The 19,251-nt window shown below is 63.7% G+C and carries 19 protein-coding genes and 1 pseudogene; 5 read left to right on the top strand and 15 right to left on the bottom strand.

The window, feature by feature from the left end:
• Positions 1 to 5: 5 nt before the first annotated feature.
• The 5 genes from JKP78_RS02625 to JKP78_RS02605 are packed head-to-tail and all read right to left on the bottom strand — an operon-like array spanning position 6 to position 4,335.
• Positions 6 to 278 (bottom strand): lipid-A-disaccharide synthase N-terminal domain-containing protein, encoded by a 273-nt coding sequence (locus JKP78_RS02625; protein WP_170029716.1) that lies wholly within the window; start codon positions 276 to 278, stop codon positions 6 to 8.
• A complete protein-coding gene (locus tag JKP78_RS02620; protein ID WP_200626008.1) occupies positions 275 to 1,018 on the bottom strand; it encodes a glycosyltransferase family 2 protein in 744 nt (247 codons plus the stop codon). Before JKP78_RS02620 ends, JKP78_RS02625 begins: the two co-directional genes overlap by 4 nt.
• Positions 1,019 to 1,051: 33 nt before the next feature.
• Positions 1,052 to 2,026: an NAD-dependent epimerase/dehydratase family protein gene (locus tag JKP78_RS02615; RefSeq protein WP_200626007.1), complete on the bottom strand. Its 975-nt coding sequence runs from the start codon at positions 2,024 to 2,026 to the stop codon at positions 1,052 to 1,054.
• Positions 2,014 to 3,351: a UDP-glucose dehydrogenase family protein gene (locus tag JKP78_RS02610; protein ID WP_200626006.1), complete on the bottom strand. Its 1,338-nt coding sequence runs from the start codon at positions 3,349 to 3,351 to the stop codon at positions 2,014 to 2,016. The genes JKP78_RS02615 and JKP78_RS02610 overlap by 13 nt, the downstream gene beginning before the upstream one ends.
• 48 nt (positions 3,352 to 3,399) lie before the next feature.
• Positions 3,400 to 4,335, bottom strand: coding sequence for a LysR family transcriptional regulator (locus JKP78_RS02605; RefSeq protein ID WP_200626156.1), 936 nt, complete (start codon positions 4,333 to 4,335; stop codon positions 3,400 to 3,402).
• Positions 4,336 to 4,452: 117 nt separating this feature from the next.
• Between JKP78_RS02605 and JKP78_RS02600 the strand changes: the two genes are divergently transcribed.
• Both JKP78_RS02600 and JKP78_RS02595 read left to right on the top strand, forming a co-directional pair.
• The gene (locus tag JKP78_RS02600; RefSeq protein ID WP_200626005.1) at positions 4,453 to 5,316 is read left to right on the top strand and encodes a type 1 glutamine amidotransferase domain-containing protein; all 864 of its coding nucleotides are present in this window, start codon (positions 4,453 to 4,455) and stop codon (positions 5,314 to 5,316) included.
• Between the two features lie 119 nt (positions 5,317 to 5,435).
• The gene (locus JKP78_RS02595; protein ID WP_200626004.1) at positions 5,436 to 6,482 is read left to right on the top strand and encodes a class I SAM-dependent methyltransferase; all 1,047 of its coding nucleotides are present in this window, start codon (positions 5,436 to 5,438) and stop codon (positions 6,480 to 6,482) included.
• 115 nt (positions 6,483 to 6,597) lie between these two features.
• Here the strand turns inward: JKP78_RS02595 and JKP78_RS02590 are convergent, their stop codons facing one another.
• On the bottom strand, positions 6,598 to 7,842 hold the full coding sequence (locus tag JKP78_RS02590) for a saccharopine dehydrogenase family protein (protein WP_186684972.1): 1,245 nt from the start codon (positions 7,840 to 7,842) through the stop codon (positions 6,598 to 6,600).
• Positions 7,843 to 7,873: 31 nt separating this feature from the next.
• Positions 7,874 to 8,971 (bottom strand): carboxynorspermidine decarboxylase, encoded by a 1,098-nt coding sequence (gene nspC / locus JKP78_RS02585; RefSeq protein ID WP_186684973.1) that lies wholly within the window; start codon positions 8,969 to 8,971, stop codon positions 7,874 to 7,876.
• Between the two features lie 274 nt (positions 8,972 to 9,245).
• Here nspC and JKP78_RS02580 point away from each other — a divergent pair, with 274 nt between their 5' ends.
• A complete protein-coding gene (locus JKP78_RS02580; RefSeq protein ID WP_170029725.1) occupies positions 9,246 to 9,416 on the top strand; it encodes a KGG domain-containing protein in 171 nt (56 codons plus the stop codon).
• 18 nt (positions 9,417 to 9,434) lie between these two features.
• Here JKP78_RS02580 and JKP78_RS02575 read toward each other — a convergent pair whose 3' ends face one another.
• The 4 genes from JKP78_RS02575 to yghU all read right to left on the bottom strand — a co-directional run bounded on the left by JKP78_RS02575 (position 9,435) and on the right by yghU (position 13,889).
• Positions 9,435 to 10,352, bottom strand: coding sequence for a pyridoxal-phosphate dependent enzyme (locus JKP78_RS02575; RefSeq protein WP_186684974.1), 918 nt, complete (start codon positions 10,350 to 10,352; stop codon positions 9,435 to 9,437).
• The gene (locus JKP78_RS02570) at positions 10,349 to 11,023 is read right to left on the bottom strand and encodes a helix-turn-helix transcriptional regulator (protein ID WP_186684976.1); all 675 of its coding nucleotides are present in this window, start codon (positions 11,021 to 11,023) and stop codon (positions 10,349 to 10,351) included. The genes JKP78_RS02575 and JKP78_RS02570 overlap by 4 nt, the downstream gene beginning before the upstream one ends.
• 183 nt (positions 11,024 to 11,206) lie before the next feature.
• Positions 11,207 to 12,910, bottom strand: a complete 1,704-nt coding sequence (locus JKP78_RS02565; protein WP_200626003.1) for an amidase — start codon at positions 12,908 to 12,910, stop codon at positions 11,207 to 11,209.
• Between the two features lie 139 nt (positions 12,911 to 13,049).
• A complete protein-coding gene (gene yghU, locus JKP78_RS02560) occupies positions 13,050 to 13,889 on the bottom strand; it encodes a glutathione-dependent disulfide-bond oxidoreductase (RefSeq protein WP_200626002.1) in 840 nt (279 codons plus the stop codon).
• Positions 13,890 to 14,089: 200 nt separating this feature from the next.
• Here yghU and JKP78_RS02555 point away from each other — a divergent pair, with 200 nt between their 5' ends.
• Entirely contained in the window at positions 14,090 to 15,136 is a 1,047-nt protein-coding gene (locus JKP78_RS02555) for an alpha/beta hydrolase family protein (protein WP_200626001.1), read from the top strand.
• Here JKP78_RS02555 and JKP78_RS02550 read toward each other — a convergent pair.
• The 3 genes and pseudogenes from JKP78_RS02550 to JKP78_RS25005 form a co-directional block, all read right to left on the bottom strand.
• The gene (locus JKP78_RS02550) at positions 15,098 to 16,276 is read right to left on the bottom strand and encodes an MFS transporter (protein WP_200626000.1); all 1,179 of its coding nucleotides are present in this window, start codon (positions 16,274 to 16,276) and stop codon (positions 15,098 to 15,100) included. The two genes, JKP78_RS02555 and JKP78_RS02550, sit on opposite strands and share 39 nt — an antisense overlap.
• Before the next feature lie 217 nt (positions 16,277 to 16,493).
• Complete coding sequence (locus tag JKP78_RS02545; RefSeq protein WP_170029732.1) at positions 16,494 to 18,080, bottom strand: ABC-F family ATPase; 1,587 nt, start codon at positions 18,078 to 18,080, stop codon at positions 16,494 to 16,496.
• Positions 18,081 to 18,115: 35 nt separating this feature from the next.
• Positions 18,116 to 18,548, bottom strand: a pseudogene (locus tag JKP78_RS25005) (site-specific integrase); the annotation flags it as partial.
• Positions 18,549 to 18,645: 97 nt separating this feature from the next.
• Here JKP78_RS25005 and JKP78_RS25000 point away from each other — a divergent pair.
• Positions 18,646 to 18,723 (top strand): DUF1799 domain-containing protein, encoded by a 78-nt coding sequence (locus tag JKP78_RS25000; protein ID WP_234454526.1) that lies wholly within the window; start codon positions 18,646 to 18,648, stop codon positions 18,721 to 18,723.
• A 321-nt stretch (positions 18,724 to 19,044) separates the two neighbouring features.
• On the opposite strand, the gene JKP78_RS02535 is transcribed toward JKP78_RS25000, so the two are convergent.
• Positions 19,045 to 19,200 (bottom strand): hypothetical protein, encoded by a 156-nt coding sequence (locus JKP78_RS02535; RefSeq protein ID WP_186684981.1) that lies wholly within the window; start codon positions 19,198 to 19,200, stop codon positions 19,045 to 19,047.
• Positions 19,201 to 19,251 lie beyond the last annotated feature (51 nt).

Below are 19,251 nucleotides of genomic sequence, written 5' to 3'. Positions count from 1 at the left end.
ACGGGCTATTCCTTCTGTTGCGGGTGGCGGGCGATCAGCTGCAGGTTGCGCAGGTAGACCAGCAAACCGAAGCTCTGGCCAATGATGAACACCGGGTCCTGGCGATAGATGGCGTAGGCCAGCAGCAACGCGCTGCCGAGCATGCTCAGGTACCAGAAGCCTACCGGGATGAGGCTGCGGCGCTTGAACTCGCTGTACAGCCACTGCAGTACGAAGCGCCCGGTGAACACGGCCTGGCCGGCGAAACCGACGATCAGCCACAAGCTTTCACGGGTCATCCTTCGAGCTCCTGCGGGCGCGTGTCCAGGCGGGTACGGCGGATCAGCCACCAGACCCCGAACAGGTCGAGAATGCCAACCAGGGCGCGGTCCAGGTTGCCATACTTGGACACCCCGGCCTGACGTGGCCGGTGGTTGACCGGGTGCACCAGCATGCGGCCGTTGTGGCGCAGGATCAGCGCCGGAATGAAGCGGTGCATATGGTCGAAGTAGGGCAGGCGCAGGAAGGCCGCGCGTTCGACCAGTTTCAGCCCGCAGCCAGTGTCAGGCGTGGCGTCGCCGAGCAGACGGCTGCGCAGGCCGTTGGCAAGGCGCGAGGCCCAGCGCTTGCTGGCGCTGTCACGGCGGTTGACCCGGTGCCCGGCCACCAGCTTGAGGTTGCCTGCCAGGTGCGGGTTGGCGCGTACCAGGGCCAGCATGCCGGGGATATCCGCCGGGTCGTTCTGCCCATCGCCGTCAAGGGTGGCCAGCCACTGGCCGCGCGCCGCTTCGGCGGCGTGCCACAGTGAAGTGCTCTGGCCCAGCGAGTGCGCGTGGCGAAGGATGCGCAGTTGCGGGTAGCCCTGGTTCTTCACCTGTTGCAGGGCGCTCAGGGTGTGGTCGCTGCTGCCGTCATCGACCACCACTATTTCGTAGTCCAGGGTTGCCAGTGCCGCGCGGATTTCCTGCAGCAGTGCCGGCAGGTTGTCGGCCTCGTTCCTGGCGGGAATCAGTACCGATAACTCAAGTGGGGCTGTCATGGGGCGCTTGTGATCCTGTTGTGGTGGTGCGGTTCAGACCTGGTAGTAATCCCGGTACCAGGCGACGAAGGCATTGACGCCGTGCGCCAGTGAGGTGCCTGGGGCATAGCCGATCCAGCGCGCCAGGGCGTCGACATCGGCCCAGGTTTGCAGCACGTCGCCGGGTTGCAGCGGCAGGTAGTCACGCTGGGCCTTGGTGCCCAAGGCATCCTCCAGGCATTCGACGAACTGCAGCAGCCGTACCGGCTGGCCGCGGCCGATGTTGAACAACTGGCAGGGCGGTAGCCCCTCGGCCGGCTGTGGCGGCTTCAGGCGCAAGCGCACGATGCTTTCGACGATGTCGTCGATATAGGTAAAGTCGCGCGCCATCAGGCCGTCGTTGTAGACCGCGATCGGCCGGCCTTCGAGGATGGCCCGGGTAAACGTGAACAGGGCCATGTCGGGGCGGCCCCAGGGCCCATAGACAGTGAACAAACGCAGCCCGGAAGTCGGCAACTGGTACAGGTGGGCATAGCTGTGCGCCATCAGTTCGTTGGCGCGTTTGCTGGCGGCGTACAGCGACAGTGGATGCTCGACCGGGTCGTCGACGCTGAACGGCAGCTTGGCGTTGTCACCGTACACCGAACTGCTGGAGGCATAGATGAAGTGGCGTGGTGGCTGCTGGCGGCAGGCCTCGAGCATATTGAGAAAGCCAACCAGGTTTGCCTGGCCGTAGGCTCCGGGATTATCCAGCGAATACCGCACCCCGGCCTGCGCCGCCAGATGAATCACTTCACTGAACGGCTGCGCGGCGAACAACTGTTGCAGCTCTGCCGGGTGGGTAATGTCGAGGGTATGGAAGCGGAAGTTGGCGAAGTCGAACAGCTGTTGCAAGCGTGCCAGCTTCAACTTGACGCTGTAGTAGGCACTGAGGTTATCGATGCCGACCACCTCGATGCCCGCCTCGCACAGGCGCCGCGCCACGTGGTAGCCGATGAACCCGGCCACGCCGCTGATCAGTACGGGCATGCGGGTTGCCTCTGGCCACGGCCGATGCCGTAGTAAGTCAGGCCAGCGGCGGCCATGTGCTCCGGCTCGAACAGGTTGCGCCCGTCGAATACCACGCGGTCGGCCAATTGCTGGAGCACCTTGTCCAGGTCGAGCACGCGGTAATCCTGCCATTCGGTGACGATCACCAAGGCATCGGCGCCGCGTAGCGCATCGTCCTTGCAGGGCACCAGGCGCAGGTCACGGCGCGTGCCATAGTGCCGCTGGATCTCGTCCATGGCCTGTGGATCATGTGCCTGTACCCGCGCACCGGCAGCCCACAATGCTTCCAGCAGCACCCGGCTGGAGGCTTCGCGAATGTCGTTGGTGTTGGGCTTGAACGACAACCCCCACAGGGCGAACACCTTGCCTCGCAGGCCACCTGGGTAATGGCGCTGGATCTTGCTGAACAGCCGGCCCTTTTGCCGCTCGTTGACCGCCTCAACCGCACGCAGCAGCTGCGGCTCGAAGCCTTCGGCCTCGGCGCTGCGGCGCAGGGCCTGCAAATCCTTGGGGAAGCACGAGCCGCCGAAACCGCAGCCGGCATAGATGAAGTCGTAGCCGATGCGCGGGTCCGAACCGATGCCGCGGCGCACCATCTCGATGTCGGCGCCCAGGTGCTCGGCCAGGTTGGCGATTTCGTTGATGAACGAGATCTTGGTCGCCAGCATGCAGTTGGCCGCGTACTTGGTCAGCTCGGCGCTGCGCGCGTCCATCACCATGAGCTTTTCGCGGTTGCGGCTGAACGGCAGGTACAGCTCGCGCAGCAGCTCCACCTCGGCAGGTTCCGCGCCACCGATGATGATGCGCTCCGGGCGCATGCAATCGTCCACGGCCGAGCCCTCCTTGAGGAACTCGGGGTTGCTGATGACCTGGAAGCGGCGAGTGTCGGCCACGGCCTGGGCGATGCGCGCCTTGATGCGCTGCACCGTGCCGACCGGGACAGTGGATTTGTTGACGATCACCTTGGCGGCGTCGGCGTGTTCGAGAATGCTGTCGACCACGGCGAACACGTGCCTGAGGTCGGCGCTGCCATCGGCCTGCGGGGGGGTACCGACCGCGATGAACTGCAACCTGGCATAGTTGGCCGCTTCACTGGCGTCGGTGGTGAAGCGCAGCCGACCACAAGCCAGGTTGTTCGCCAGCATTGGCGCCAGGCCGGGCTCGAAGATCGGGCAGTGGCCTTCATTGAGGGTGGCGACCCGTGCGGCGTCGACATCCATGCACAACACCGAATGCCCCACCTGGGCCAGGCACACTGCCTGGGTGAGGCCAACATAACCGGTACCGAAAACCGTGACCTTCATTTGACAGCTCCTTGGCGAGAAAGCTGAAAAAAAATGTCACATTGTTGTTTAGGAATTGTTACCCGTACTGACTGCCGATTGCTGGGCGACCGTCCATAGCTGTTGGCGGAACCACCGCCGCAGGGGATCGGCATGCGTGCGTTCGTGCCAGATCTGCATCACCTCGATTACCGGCAGGGCCAGCGGCAGCGGGTACATGACCAGGTCGTCATCGCGTGCGCTGGCTTCGACGGCCAGTGAGCGCAGGCAGGTCAGCAGCAAGTCGGTGCCGCGCAGCAAGCGCGCCGGGGCGATGAAACTGGACAAGCCAGCTACCACCCGCCGTTGCTTGCCTTGGCTGCGCAGGGCGCGATCGACCAGGCCGTCGAGGTCGCCGGTAAGGGTGGTGAGCAAATGGTCGCTGGCGAGGAAGGTGTCGAGGTCCAGGCCCTGGTCCAGGCCTGGATGGCTGCGTGACGCCAACACGACCAGCGATTCGCTGAGCAGGCGCTGCTGGTGGAAGGTGTCCGGCAGGTCGGTATAGAACCCGGCAACGGCCAGGTCGCAAGTGCCTTTCTCCAGCGCTTCGCGGGGGAGCTGGCCACGGGTGTTGTGGGTGACCAGGGTCAGGTTTGGCGCCTGGCTGCGCAGGACCGGCAGCAGCCTGGGTAACAGGGTCTGTTCGACGTAATCGGTGCTGTACAGGTGCAGCCGGGCCGGGCGGGCGAGAAAGTCCTGGCCTTCGCAGCGTTCATAAAAGCCTTCCAGGCTCACTACCAGGCGTTCCACCTGGGGCGCCAGTTCGTGAGCACGCGGCGTGGGGGTCAGGCCGCGGGGTGCGCGCACGAACAAGGGGTCGCCGAACTGATGGCGCAGCTTGTTGAGCTTGTGGCTGAGCGCAGGCTGGCTCAGCGCCATGCGCTGGGCGGCGAGGGTGGCGTTGCGTTCCTGATACAGCACATGGAACAGGTACAGCAGGTTGAAGTCTTTGCTGGCGATATTCATTTTCTGGATTACAGGCATGCAAGCTTTCGAATTATCGAATCATAGCCTGGCCACTAGCATGAGCGCATCGGGCCGCCCTGTACGGATGGCCCATGGGTTGATCGAGGAGATTGCTGCATGATCCAGATGTCCAGGCTTGCCCTTGTCGTGGCTGCCACCCTGCTCGCTGCTGGCACCCAGGCCGCGCCCAAGGGCGAGGTGCTGGTGCTGTTGTCCAGCGAGCACCAGCTACCGTTGCAGGACGGCAAGCGCTACGCCACCGGTTACTACCTCAACGAGTTCGGCGTGCCAGCCGACCAGTTGCTCAAGGCTGGCTACAAGCTGGTACTGGTAACGCCCAGGGGCAATGCACCAAGCGTCGACCCGCGTTCGATCGATCCGAGCTATTTTGCTGGCGATGCGGCCGAGATGAAGCGTATCGAAAGGGTCGTCCAAAGCCTGCCTGGTATCGACGATACCCTGTCGTTGAAGGAGGTGCTGGCAGGCGATCTGGGCCGTTATGCCGGGCTGTTCATCCCCGGCGGCCATGCGCCGTTGATCGACCTGGCCAACAACCCGGACGTGGGCGCCTTGCTGCGGCATTTCCACCAGGCTGGCAAACCTACCGCGGCCATCTGCCACGGCCCCATCGCCTTGCTCTCGGCCCAGCAGGACCCGGTAGGCTATCAGGCCGCGCTGGCACGTGGCGACAAGCCTGCAGCCACTGACTGGTTGTACCAGGGCTACCGGATGACCATCTTCTCCGACCCGGAAGAGCAGGTATTCGAGGGTTCGCTCAAGGGCCAGCGCCTGTTGTTCTACCCGGCGAGTGCCATGGCGATTGCAGGCGGCGACATGGGCTACGCCAAGGCCTGGCAACCCAACGTGGTGGTGGACCGCGAACTGATTACCGGGCAGAACCCGTTCTCGGACAAGATCCTGGCCAAGGCGCTGCTGGAAAAGTTGGCCGAACAGCCACAGCGCCCCGGACAGGGCATCTAAACTTACAAGTGGCCTGCAGCGGCTAACGCTCGCCAGGCCAACACCATCCAACCGACCACCGCCTCCCCGGAGCGGACGTCCCTCGCTGGCGATGGCCTTCTTGCAGAGGAGGGCAGGTCATGGACGAGGCAAGGCTTCACGATTTCATGGGCAAGCTGGTGGGCGACATGGGCGCGGCGGCGACCCTGGCCAATGTGATACTCGGCGACGAACTGGGGTTGTACCGGGCCATGGCCGACAGCCAACCGACCACCCCCGAGGCACTGGCGGCGAAGACCGGTTGCCACCCACGGCTGGTGCGCGAGTGGCTCAACGCCCAGGCCGCGTCGGGCTACATGGTGCACGATCAGGGCCGCTTCGTATTGCCCGAAGAACAGGCCCTGGCTTTGGCGCTGGAAGATTCCCCGGCCTACATGGCCGGTGGCGCGGCGGTAGTGGCGGCACTGTTCCATGACAAGGACAAACTGGTTGCGGCAATGCGCGGTGACGGCGGGCTGGCCTGGGGTGACCATCACCCCTGCATGTTCAGCGGTACCGAGCGGTTCTTCCGGCCGGGTTACCGCACTTTCCTGGTGTCGGAGTGGCTACCGGCGCTCGAGGGCGTGGTCGCCAAGTTGCAGGCGGGTGCCAAGGTAGCTGACGTCGGTTGCGGGCATGGTGCTTCGACGCTGGTCATGGCCGAGGCATTTCCGGCCTCCACTTTCATTGGCTACGACTACCACGGGCCTTCCATCACCACGGCCAACGAACGCGCACGCGAAGCGGGGTTGGTGGGCCGGGTGACATTCCAGCAGGCCAGCGCCAAGGACTATCCGGGGCATGACTATGACCTGGTGTGCTTCTTCGATTGCCTGCACGACATGGGGGACCCGGTGGGCGCGGCGAAACATGCCTACCGCGCGTTGAAGGCGGACGGCACGGTGATGCTGGTGGAACCTTATGCCGAAGATTCGCTGGAGGGCAACCTGACGCCGGTCGGGCGCTTGTTCTATGCCGCCTCGACGTTCATCTGCACACCGAACTCGTTATCCCAGGAGGTGGGCTTGGGGCTGGGCGCCCAAGCTGGGGAGGCGCGCTTGCGTGCGGTGTTCGAGGAGGCGGGGTTCAGCCAGTTTCGGCGGGCGACGCAGACACCGTTCAACCTGATCCTCGAGGCCAGGAAATAAGGAGAAGCCGTCAGCTCGAAGCCAGCGCACCAGCTGTGAGCGCCTGGCTTGCCGGCGATGAGGCCGCGACGGGCAAAAAGAAGGGGCGCCTGAATGGCGCCCCCTTTTTTGCCGCTTAGGCTTCAGCGTCCCAAGGACGATCGCCTTTTTCATCCTTGATGCGGGTCGGCAGGCCCATTACGTCCAGCGCCTTGAGGAACGGCTCGGCTGGCAGCTCCTCGACGTTGACCATGCGCTTGGCATCCCACTCGCCACGGGCAACCAGCAGGGCGGCAGCCACCGGCGGAACACCGGCAGTGTAGGAAATGCCCTGGCTGTCGGTCTCGGCGTAGGCTTCTTCGTGGTCGGCCACGTTGTAGATGAACACTTCGCGCGGCTGGCCGTTCTTGGTGCCCTTGACCAGGTCGCCGATGCAGGTCTTGCCGGTGTAGCCCGGGGCCAGCGAGGCAGGGTCCGGCAGCACCGCCTTGACCACCTTCAGCGGTACCACTTCCAGGCCTTCGGCGGTTTTTACCGGTTGCTCGGAGAGCAGGCCCAGGTTCTTCAGCACGGTGAACACGTTGATATAGTGTTCGCCGAAGCTCATCCAGAAACGCACGTTCGGCACGTTGAGGTTCTTCGAAAGCGAATGAACTTCATCATGGCCGGTCAGGTACAGGTTCTGTGAACCGACCACCGGCAGGTCGTCGGTACGCTTGACTTCGAACATGCTGTTGCTGGTCCACTGGCTGTTCTGCCAGCTCCAGACTTGCCCGGTGAATTCACGGAAGTTGATTTCCGGGTCGAAGTTGGTGGCAAAGTACTTGCCATGCGAACCGGCATTGACGTCGAGAATGTCGATCGAATCAATGCTGTCGAAATACTGTTGCTGCGCCAGCTTGGCGTAACTGTTCACCACACCCGGGTCGAAACCGACGCCGAGAATGGCGGTGATGTTCTTGGCCTGGCACTCCTCGAGGTGTTTCCACTCGTAGTTGCCGTACCATGGCGGGGTCTCGCAGATCTTCCCCGGTTCTTCGTGGATGGCGGTGTCCAGGTAGGCGACACCGGTATCGATGCAGGCACGCAGCACCGACATGTTGAGGAAGGCGGAACCGACGTTGATCACGATCTGCGATTCGGTCTCGCGGATCAGTGCCTTGGTCGCCTCGACATCGAGGGCATTGAGCGAGAAGGCCTGGATGTCGGCGGGTACCTTGAGGCTACCCTTGGCCTTGACGCTGTCGATGATGGCCTGGCATTTGGAGATGTTCCGTGACGCGATAGCGATACGACCCAGTTCGTCGTTATGCTGCGCGCACTTGTGGGCCACCACCTTGGCGACACCTCCTGCACCAATGATAAGAACGTTCTTCTTCAATTTATCCCTTGCTCCTTACTGAAAGCCGGTCTTACGACAGGCTGGAAACGTAGTCTTCGAAACCGAACTCGCGCACCACTTCGACGCTGCCGTCGAGTTGCTTGACCACGATGGATGGCATTTTCAGACCGTTGAACCAGTTTTTCTTGACCATGGTGTAACCCGCCGCGTCGACGAACGACAGGCGATCGCCGATGGCCAGCGGGCGGTCGAACTGATATTCGCCGAAGATGTCGCCGGCCAGGCACGACTTGCCGCAGACCATGTAGGTATGCGCACCATCGTTCGGGGCCATCTTGGCGTTGAGGCGATAGATCAGCAGGTCGAGCATGTGCGCTTCGATCGAGCTGTCGACCACGGCCAGGTGCTTGCCGTTGTACAGCGTGTCGAGCACGGTCACTTCCAGCGAGGCGCTGTTGGTGATGGCCGCTTCGCCCGGCTCCAGGTACACCTGTACGCCGTATTTTTCCGAGAAGGCTTTCAGGCGCGCGCAGAAGGCGTCCAGGGCATAGTCTTCACCGGTGAAGTGGATGCCGCCACCGAGGCTGACCCATTCGACCTGGTGCAGCAGGTGGCCGAAGCGTTCTTCGATGTGGCTGAGCATCTTGTCGAACAGGCCGAAGTCGCCGTTTTCGCAGTTGTTGTGGAACATGAAGCCGGAGATCTGCGAAATCACCTGTTCGACCTTGGCCGGGTCCCATTCGCCCAGGCGGCTGAACGGGCGGGCCGGGTCGGCCAGCAGGTAGTCGGAACTGCTGACCTGCGGGTTGACACGCAGGCCGCGGACCTTGCCTTCGGACTGTTCGGCGAAGCGCTGCAGCTGGCCGATCGAGTTGAAGATGATCTTGTCGCAGTTCTCGAGCATTTCCTCGACCTCGTCGTCGGCCCAGGCCACGCTGTAGGCGTGGGTCTCGCCGGCGAACTTCTGGCGGCCAAGCTTGAGCTCGTACAGCGAGGAAGAGGTGGTGCCGTCCATGTACTGTTGCATCAGGTCGAAGACCGACCAGGTGGCAAAGCACTTGAGGGCGAGCAGTGCCTTGGCACCGGAGTGTTCGCGCACGTAGGCGATCTTCTCCATGTTGCCCAGCAGCTTGGTTTTATCGATGAGGTAATACGGCGTCTTGATCATTTAAAGGCCCCCGGCCAGGCCGGCCAAAAAAAGGACACGCATTGTGCCTTCACTTGCCGCAGACCGAAAGGGTGGGATATGCATTTCGTCAGGGTTGCTGACGTTGCAGTGGCTTTTGCGGTTGTGGCGGGCTCAGTAGAACATGCTCATGTGACCGTCCTGGTCATTATCCATGACCTTGCTGGTTGCCCTGAGCCATTGGTCAGGGCAAGGCAATCATCGATCCTGCGCTGATCTCCAATATTGGGCATTCTTTGACTCAGGGAGACATAGCATGACCAAGCATCACGACAACGGCCACGGTTTTGCCGATGACCCACAACGGGTCCATGACGCGGGGCGCAAGGGTGGGTCTGGCAAGGACCTGAAACAGGACCGTGCGGAAAAGGCGCGTGTGGGTGGGCAACACAGCCACGGCGGTTCGCGTCGGCGCGGCGAAGGTTGACTTCGCCGCGGTCGCGCTTCAGTCGGCCGCGGCCAGCCAGGCGTGGATCTGCGCCAGGGTAGCGGTGGCCCCGCCACACACGACCACCAGCACGTTACCGTAACCGGCCAGCGCGACCGCGTCATAGGCCAATGCCAGCGCGGCACCGCAGGCCGGCTCCACCAGCACACGATGATCGAGCAGGAACCGCTCGCAGGCTTCGAGTGCGGCACGGTCACTGACCACATGGCTATGCACAGGGTGCTGGCCGGCGCAGGCCAGTGCCTGGTCGGTGACACGCTTGGCCCCCAGTGACGTGGCTACTGAATCGATACGCTCCAGCTCGACCGGGTGCCCTGCCTGCAAGGCCGCATGCAGCGACGCCGCGCCCGTGGTTTCCACTGCCAGCACCGGCACATCGCCCCAGCCGTTACGTTGCAGGCCCTCGACCACTCCGCAAAGCAGGCCACCACCGCCTACCGACAGCACCACGGCATCCGGCTTCAGGCCGGCTTCGGCAACCTCGTCCACCAGGCTGGCATGGCCAGCCCACAGCAATGGGTCGTCGAACGGGTGGATGAAAGCATCACCCTGGCCGACCAGCGTTTGCGCCAGGGTGTTGGCCTCCTGCCAGGAGCTGCCGTGTACCACCACCTTGGCGCTTTCCAGGCGTAGCAGCTCCTTGGCCCGTTCGGTGGTGGTCTCCGGCACCACCACGGTTACCGGCACGCCCAGCTTGCGCCCGGCATAGGCGACCGCCAGGCCTGCATTGCCTCCCGAGGAGGACACGAAATGCCGCGCGCCACGGGCATGCTGCACTTCGCAGGCATGGCCGACACCGCGCAACTTGAACGAACCGCAGGGCTGCAGGGCGTCGAGCTTGAGCCAGATGTTGCATTCGGCTGCCAGCGACAGCGGGCGGGATTCGATCAAGGGGGTAGGGATATGCAAGGTCATCGGCTGGCTCCACGCAGTTGCTCGAGATAGTTGTAAATGGTGTAGCGGGTCACCCCCAGGGCACTGGCTGCTTTTTCCACTCCGCCTTTGACGATGAACAGGCCGCGTTCCTGCATCACCCGCACGGCTTCGACCTTGGCCTGCTTGTTCATCCGCCCCTGGCCGCTGCGCTGCAGCGCGGCCTGGATGATTTCGCTCATCAGCAGCCCCATGTCGGCGGGCTCGTTGACGGAGGGGGCCGTTGCTGATGGCTGCAACTGCTGGAGGAAGCTCATGGCGGCGTCCAGGCCGGTCACATCGCTGTTGACGCAAAGGCTGGCGAAGGGGTGGCCGGTGCTGTCGCGGAAGATCGCCGTGGCGCTGCGCAAGGTGCGGCCTTTGAGGCTGGTGGCGTAATCGGGGACGACCACCGGCGCGCAGCCTTGCTGGTCGGCCGAGGCTTGCATGAGCGCCTTGAAGCCCTGGTCCTGTTCCGGGGCGGCAAGGATCGGGCTGCCGACGCTGCGGCCGGAAAGGTGGCCGTTGACGATCGCTACCACGGAGTGTTCCGGGTGATCGAGGTCGTGCAGGAGGATTTCCAGGTTGCCTGGGGCAACGCTGCCCATGGCCTGGATGGCGGCCTTGAGGACGGTGAGGGTGAGCTGGCGTTCTGCTTCGGGCGTCAGGGGCATGGCAAATCGCAAATCAACGTTTTGTGTATTTTTACACATAAAGTTGAATTGGGCGATTTGCTTTTTCAGGCCCATTCGCGGGTAAACCCGCTCCCACATGGACCCCACGGTATTCAATACCTGTGGTGAAGCTGTGAGAGCGGGTTTACCCGCGAATGGGCCGCAAAGCGGCCCCTTCAACCCTCAGCCCAGGGGCGGGGTACGCGGCGGGATCATCCGGCGCGAGCCGGTCGCCTCGAAGGCTGCACCGAAGCTGAGGAGCGCGTTGTCGCTATAAGCCCGACCAGCGAAGGTCAGCCCCACCGGCATGCCGATATCGGCCATGACGCCCATCGGCACGGTCACGGTCGGTACGCCCAGGTGGCGGATCGCCAGGTTGCCGTTGGCCACCCAGATACCATTGCTCCAGGCGATGTCGGCCGATACCGGGTTGACATCGGCATCCGCGGGGCCCACGTCGGCCACGGTGGGGAACAGCACTGCGTCCAGGCCCAGGTTGTCCATCCAGTCTTCCAGGTCGATCTTGCGGGTCTGCTCCAGGCCGCGCAGGCCATCGGGCAGGGTCTCGATCTGGTCCCAGGTCTTCAGGCCGCGCTTGGCCATGTTGACATATTCGTCCATGCCGGCGGCCAGGTCGTCCTCACGGTTGGGCAGGGTGCCCGGGTCGTGGGGGAAGATCAGCGCGCCATCGACATCGGCAAGGCGGTTGAGCTTGGGGTCGTCATTGGCGCGCAGGAAGTCGTCGAATGCCCAGCCGGACAGTTCCCACAGTTCGTCATGCAGGAACGCCTTGCTGACGATGCCGCGGTTGTACACGGTCGGTGCGCCCGGGCGGTCGCCTTCGCAGTTGGACACTAACGGGAAGTCCACTTCCAGTACTTCGGCGCCGGCTGCTTCGAGCGCCTGGCGTGCCTGTTGCCACAGGTCGATCACGCTGGCGCGGGTGTTGATGCGCTGGCCGGTCGGGCCGCCAATGCCAGGCTTCTCGGACGTGCCAGCCTCGGGGTCGGCATTGATGTACATGCGCGGCACGCCAAAACGCTTGTCCTTGAGCGCGCTGGCATCCACGGCCAGGTCGAGGTAGCTGGCGGGGCGCACCTGGGACGCTGCCGGGATCGGCACCCAGGGTTGCAGGCGCCACAGGTCGCCGCGCTTGTCGGCGTCGTCGGCGACCACCACGTCGAGGATTTCCAGCAGGTCGGCCATGGTGCGGGCGTACGGCACCACCACGTCCATGGTCGGCGTCAGCGGCCAGTTACCGCGCACCGAGATCACCCCGCGCGACGGCGTGTAGGCGCACAAGCCGTTGTTGGACGCCGGGCCACGGCCGCTGGACCAGGTCTCCTCGGCCAGGCCGAAAGCGCTGAAGCTGGCTGCGGTGGCGGTGCCGGCACCGTTGGATGAGCCCGAGGCGAACGGTGCGGTCAGGTAATTGGCGTTGTAAGGGCTTTCGGCACGGCCGTACACCCCGCGCTGCATGCCGCCGTTGGCCATCGGTGGCATGTTGGTCTTGCCCAGGCAGATGGCGCCGGCGGCACGCAGGCGCTCGATGGTGAAGGCGTCACGCTGCGCCACCAGGTCCTTGAACGCCGGGCTGCCGGAAGCAGCGGTCAGGCCCTTGACCAGGTAGCTGTCCTTGGCGGTGTAGGGGATGCCGTCCAGCGGGCTCAGCAGCTGGCCTTTGCTGCGGCGGGCGTCGGAGGCCTCGGCCTCGGCCAGCGCCTGCGGGTTGCGCACTACCACGGCGTTCAAGGCGGTGGCGGTGTCGGCACCGTCATAGGCGTCGATACGCGCCAGGTAGGCCTTGACCAGCTCGACCGCCGTCGTGCGGCCCGACTCGAGTGCGTCGCGCAGCTCGGCAATGGAAACCTCGGTTACCTCGATCATGCTTTCACCAAAAAATGTGCAGGTGGGGGCTAATGCGAGGAGTGTACAAGAAGGGCCTGGCGGGCGCAGGTTTGCGCGCGGGCAAATGGTTTTGTGCAGGCGGGCATTGACGGGGCCGCGTAACGGCCCCGACTGCCTGTCAGTCCAGGTCGGACGCCGCGTGTCGCTCTGGCACCTGGCTGTTTTCATCGCCCCAGGTGCGGTTTACCCGGGTTCCGCGCTGGACTGCCGGCCGCAGGGCAATTTCCTCGGCCCAGCGTTGGACATGCGGGTATTCGTCCACCGCCAGGAACTCCGCCGCACCATACAGGTTGCCGCGCACCAACTGGCCATACCATGGCCACACGGCGATATCGGCGATGCTGTATTGCTCGCCGCCCAGGTAGCGGCTTTCCGCCAGGCGCCGATCGAGCACATCCAGCTGGCGCTTGGCTTCCATGGTGAAGCGGTTGATCGCGTACTCGAACTTTTCCGGCGCATAGACATAGAAGTGGCCAAAGCCACCGCCCAGGTACGGTGCAGCGCCCATCTGCCAGAACAGCCAGTTCAGGCTTTCGGTGCGGGCCGCCGGCGCCTCGGGCAGCAGGGCACCGAATTTCTCTGCCAGGTACAGCAGGATCGAGCCCGACTCGAACACCCGCACCGGCGGCTCGACGCTGCGGTCGAGCAATGCGGGGATCTTCGAGTTGGGGTTGACCTGGACGAAGCCGCTGGAAAATTGCTCTCCCTCGCCGATGCGGATCAGCCAGGCGTCATATTCGGCCCCCTGGTGGCCCAGGGCGAGCAGTTCTTCCAGGGCGATGGTGACCTTGACGCCATTGGGCGTGGCCAGCGAGTACAGCTGCAGCGGGTGCTTGCCCAGCGGCAGGTCCTTGTCGTGCGTCGGGCCGGCAACCGGGCGGTTGATGCTGGCGAATTGGCCGCCGGACGCCGCATCGTTGCGCCAGACCTTGGGTGGCACATAGGCGGGCTTGCTCATGCATGAATCTCCTTGAATGGCGCGAAATGAGCGCATGAAGACCTCGACCAGCATCTATGCCATGGGTTCGATAAAAAGCGCAAATGCACAATGCGCGAGCGCGTTGTGCATGACGGCGGTTTCATCCAGGTTTCATCCGCCACTGGCCAGCCCGGTTCTATGCTGGATCATCGCTTCGCCCCGCAAGGAACCGCTGGCCGATGACCCTTTCACGTTGCGTGCTGGCCCTGGCCCTGTTCGCCGGCTTGCTTACCCATGCCGAGGCTGCGCCTTGGGTTGCCGGCCTGCACCACATGAGCCTGGCCGACCCGGTCGACGGCCAGCCCATGCAGGCGCTGGCGTTCTACCCGGCTGTTGGCAAAACCCGCAGCAGCCGCATGGATGGCTACCCGATCGACGTGGCTGAAGAAGCGCCGGTAGCGTTGGGCCAGTTCCCCTTGCTGGTGCTGTCGCATGGCAATACCGGCAGCCCGCTGGCCTTGCACTACCTGGCCACCTCGCTGGCGCGTCGTGGGTTCGTGGTGGTAGCCGTGGTCCACCCGGGGGACAACGCCCGCGATCACAGCCGCCTGGGTACCCTGAGCAACCTGTATGGCCGGCCGCTGCAAGTCAGTGCGGCGATCACCGCAGCCCGCGACGATGCCTTGTTGGGGCCTTACCTGAACCATGGCAAGGTCGGGCTGATCGGCTATTCGGCCGGTGGCGAAACCGCCTTGATTGTTTCCGGTGCCCGCCCTGACGTCGACCGCCTGCGCCAGTATTGCCTGGAGCGCCCGAACGATGCCGACGCCTGCAGGACGCACGGGATATTGATTGCCGACCGCAGCGAGTTGGCGCCCATGGCCGACCAACGGGTGGGCGCGGTGATGTTGATGGCACCGCTGAGCTTGTTGTTCGACCGCCATACCCTGGCCGGGGTGCGTTTGCCGGTGTTGATCTACAGCGGTGACAGCGACCAGCTGGTAGCAGTGGATCGTAATGCCGAAGCCTTGGCCCGCAAGCTGCCGCTGACCCCGGACTACCGCCTGCTGGCCGGCGCCGGGCATTTTGTGTTCATGGCCCATTGCGACAGCGAGCAATACGCGCGCATGCCGACGCTGTGCAAGGACGCCGAAGGCGTGGACCGCCGCGATATCCACCATTCGCTGCAGCGCGAGACAGCGGCGTTCTTCAGCCAGGCGCTGGGCGCGCCGCAGCCGGCCGAGCGCTCAGCCGCGGCCAGCATGCCGCGCCAGCCACAGCGTTAGGCCGACGCCGGCCAGGGCCAGCAGGGCCGCCACTGCGAAGACCAAGGCATAGCCCAGGTGCACGGCAACTGCTCCCATCAGCGGCCCGGCGATGGCCAGGGCCATGTCGAAGAACACCGCGTAGGCACCCAGCCCGGCGCCGCGACTGCTGGCAGGTACCTGCCTGATTGCCTCCACCCCCAGCGCAGGGTACACCAACGACAGGCCGAACCCGGTCAGCCCGGCACCAACCAGCGCCCAAGGCGGCGCGGCTGCCAACCACAGTAGGCTCAGGCCGAGCACTTCGGTGGCCATGCAGGCCATGGCGACGTTGTAGCCGCCAAACCGGTTGACAGCGTTGACGAACAGCAGCCGCGAAATGATGAAACAGGTGCCAAAGGCACTCAGGCACCAGGCTGCGCCGAGCCAGCCACGCTCCAGGTAGTACAGGGTGACGAAGGTAGTCAGGGTGCCGTAGCCGATCGAGGCCAGGGTCAGGCCGAGGCCGCACGGCGCGACCCGTGCGAAGGCCGACCAGAACGGTAGGCGCTCGCCGCGTGCCACGACCACGTCCGCGCGCTTGCGCAGCACCAGCAGCGCCGACAGCGCCAGCGCCAGCAGCACTGGCCCCAGTACGCTGAAGCCCAGCCCATCCACCGCCAGCACGCCCAAGGGCGCGCCAAGCGCGATGGCGCCATAGGAGGCAATACCGTTCCAGGAGATCACCCGCGCGGTGTGCTCGGGGCCGACCTGGCTGATGCCCCAGCTCAACGTGGCCACGCCTATCAGCCCTTGAGCGATACCCAACAGCAAGCGACCGCCGAGCAACAGTGCCAGGCTCAGCGGCGGCAGGGCCAGGGTCAGGGCCGACAACCAGGTCAGTAGCCCGCAGCCGGCAATCCCCAGCAGGCCGAAGCGAATGGCGCGTTTACCGCCCAGGTTGTCTGCCACGCGCCCGGCAAACGGGCGGCTGAGCAGGGTGGCCAGGTACTGCAGGCCGATGGTCGCACCGGCGACGATGGCGCCGTAGCCCAGCTGGTCATGCACATGGCTGGGCAGCACGGCGATCGGCAGGCCGATGCACAGAAAGGCAATGAAGGTGTAGAAGACGATCGACAGGATCTGCAGGGTGATGCCGGCGGCAGGTTGTTGCGCGGTCATGGGCTCGTTCGCGGGCGGGCGGTTGGGCGTGGTCCCATCATGGCCGTTGCGCAAAGGAAAAGAAAGCAGGCTAACGAATTATTCGTCCGGAGTGCCCGCTTGTGGCATCGGTGGCGGATTGTTCGCGGGTAAACCGCTCACACAGGGCCCGCAGGCGCCTTGTGGGAGCGGGAAGAGGCCGGCCCGGCCAGGCAAATGGCCAGGCCTGAGCCTTCAATCAGACCAGCACACCCTGGCTACGCAGGTAATCATCGTAGGTGCCGCTGAAGTCCACCACGCCATCGGCCGACAGTTCGATGATGCGGGTGGCCAGCGATGACACGAACTCCCGGTCGTGGCTGACGAACAGCAGGGTGCCCGGGTAGTTTTCCAGCGCCAGGTTCAGCGCCTCGATCGATTCCATGTCCAGGTGGTTGGTCGGCTCGTCCATGACCAGCACGTTCGGCTTCTGCAGGATCAGCTTGCCAAACAGCATGCGGCCTTGCTCACCACCGGAGATCACCTTCACCGACTTGAGGATCTCGTCGTTGGAGAACAGCATGCGCCCGAGGGTGCCGCGGATCACCTGCTCGCCGGAAGTCCACTGGCCCATCCAGTCGAACAGGGTCATGTCTTCTTCGAAGTCGTGAGCGTGGTCCTGGGCGTAGTAGCCCACTTCGGCGCTATCGGTCCACTTCACTTCGCCTTTGTCCGGGGTCATTTCACCGACGAGGGTGCGCAGCAGGGTGGTCTTGCCGATACCGTTGGGGCCGATGATCGCCACGCGCTCGCCGGCTTCGATGGTGAAGCCCAGGTCCTTGAACAGCACCTTGTCGTCGAACGCCTTGGACATTTTCTCGACGGTCACGGCCTGGCGGTGCAGCTTCTTGGTCTGCTCGAAGCGGATGAACGGGCTCACCCGGCTCGATGGCTTGACCTCGGCCAGCTGGATCTTGTCGATCTGCTTGGCCCGCGAGGTGGCCTGCTTGGCCTTGGAGGCGTTGGCCGAGAAGCGGCTGACGAAGGTCTGCAGCTCGGCGATCTGCGCCTTTTTCTTGGCGTTGTCGGCCAGCAGTTGCTCGCGCGCCTGGGTAGCGGCGGTCATGTATTCGTCGTAGTTGCCTGGGAACAGGCGCAGCTCGCCGTAGTCCAGGTCGGCCATGTGGGTGCAGACACTGTTGAGGAAGTGGCGGTCGTGGGAAATGATCACCATGGTGCTGTTACGCGCGGTGAGGATGTTTTCCAGCCAGCGGATGGTGTTGATATCCAGGTGGTTGGTCGGTTCGTCGAGCAGCAGCACGTCCGGGTCCGAGAACAGCGCCTGGGCCAGCAGCACACGCAGCTTCCAGCCAGGGGCCACTTCGCTCATCGGGCCGAAGTGCTGCTCCAGCGGAATACCCAGGCCCAGCAGCAGTTCACCGGCGCGTGATTCGGCGGTGTAGCCGTCCATTTCGGCGAACTCGGTTTCCAGCTCGGCGACGGCCATGCCGTCTTCCTCGGTCATTTCCGGCAGCGAATAGATGCGGTCGCGTTCGGCCTTGACCTTCCACAGTTGGGCGTGGCCCATGATCACCGTGTCGATCACGGTGAATTCCTCGTAGGCGAACTGGTCCTGGCGCAGCTTGCCCAGGCGCGTGTTCGGCTCGAGCATGACCTGGCCGGCGGACGGCTCCAGGTCACCGCCGAGGATCTTCATGAAGGTCGACTTGCCGCAACCGTTGGCGCCGATCAGGCCGTAGCGATTGCCGTTGTTGAATTTGACGGAAACGTTTTCGAACAGCGGCTTGGAGCCGAACTGCATGGTGATGTTGGCGGTGGAGATCAAAGGGCTTACCTATCAGTCACTTACAGAGCTGGCTTTCACGCTGATACCGATTTGATACCAATTCTGAGTTTTTCCAGCTCGCTCCAGTCGGAGCTTGAGTTGAGCCAACGGGCATACGTCGACAGCAGCATTTGGACGCTGTGACCCAGCTGTTGGGCGATAAATGCGGGGTTGAGACCAGACATTAAGCATATTGTCGCATAGGTGTGGCGACAGTTATACGGGGGGCGATATTTGATCCCCAGACCTTTGAGGACAGGCGCCACTGATGGTGCAGGTCCGACGTCTGCTTGACGTGCTCCCCATTCTTCCCAGGCGGGAAGACGAACGGCGATTCGGTGAATTGCCCTTTGCCGCATATATCTGGCTCGGCCAGTGAGGGTGCTTGTACAGCTCGGCAATGATCAGATTCGCCTCGTCCAAGGTAAAGGGATCGACCTCTTTCCTCGAGCGTGCTGGCAGCTGTAACCGTGCCCGCAAGGGAGCGTAAGCCGGCAAGAGCGCGCAACCATCACCGGCAGCCAGGGCGTTCTGCCTATTTGAAGCGCTGGGCACCCAATGGCGCTTGGGGCCGGGCGGGCCGTCAGGGCTCGATTACGCCGCGATCCCCGGGGCCGCCAAGATACTGGGCCAAGAGGATTGATTTGTCTGAGGCCTTTCACGATCTTCGCCTCATGGAGAACGAGGCGCTGACAGTGATGGCCGAGGCAGCGGAGTAGGGCAGGCCATCAAACCACAAAGGAAAGCCATGATCCGTTCGTGCTGGTTTCGGTTCATGGCTTGCGTGTCGATTTACGAAAAGGAACGATTATGTTCCCTGAAATCACTTTCCGCGGAAGAACGAGCGCGCCTCTTGCTGATCATTCAGCAGGAATCGAAGCGGAGCGGAAAACGCTGTCTCGGTTACTTCGTTGTTCGGGATGTTCGTAAGCGGCCACCCATGCTTAAGGGTATGAGTAAGCATCTACTCCATGACCTTGGTGTAGCCTGGGATTTCACGTAGGGCCGCTGAAATTGAGGCGAGAGCTGCTGCGTTGCCGGCCTTCAATGCTTCGAATTCATCCTTCAGGCGGCTCAACTCAGCTTTCTGCTGAGCGATTTTCCCGTTTTCATCTTGCACATTGACCGCCTAGGTCATCATCCCCAGTCCATGGGCTTTCCGGCAATGGAC

It is taken from the genome of Pseudomonas sp. LAM2023 (genome assembly GCF_016620375.1).
Taxonomy (GTDB): Bacteria; Pseudomonadota; Gammaproteobacteria; order Pseudomonadales; family Pseudomonadaceae; genus Aquipseudomonas; species Aquipseudomonas anuradhapurensis.
This window is presented reverse-complemented; position numbering and strand designations above follow the sequence as displayed.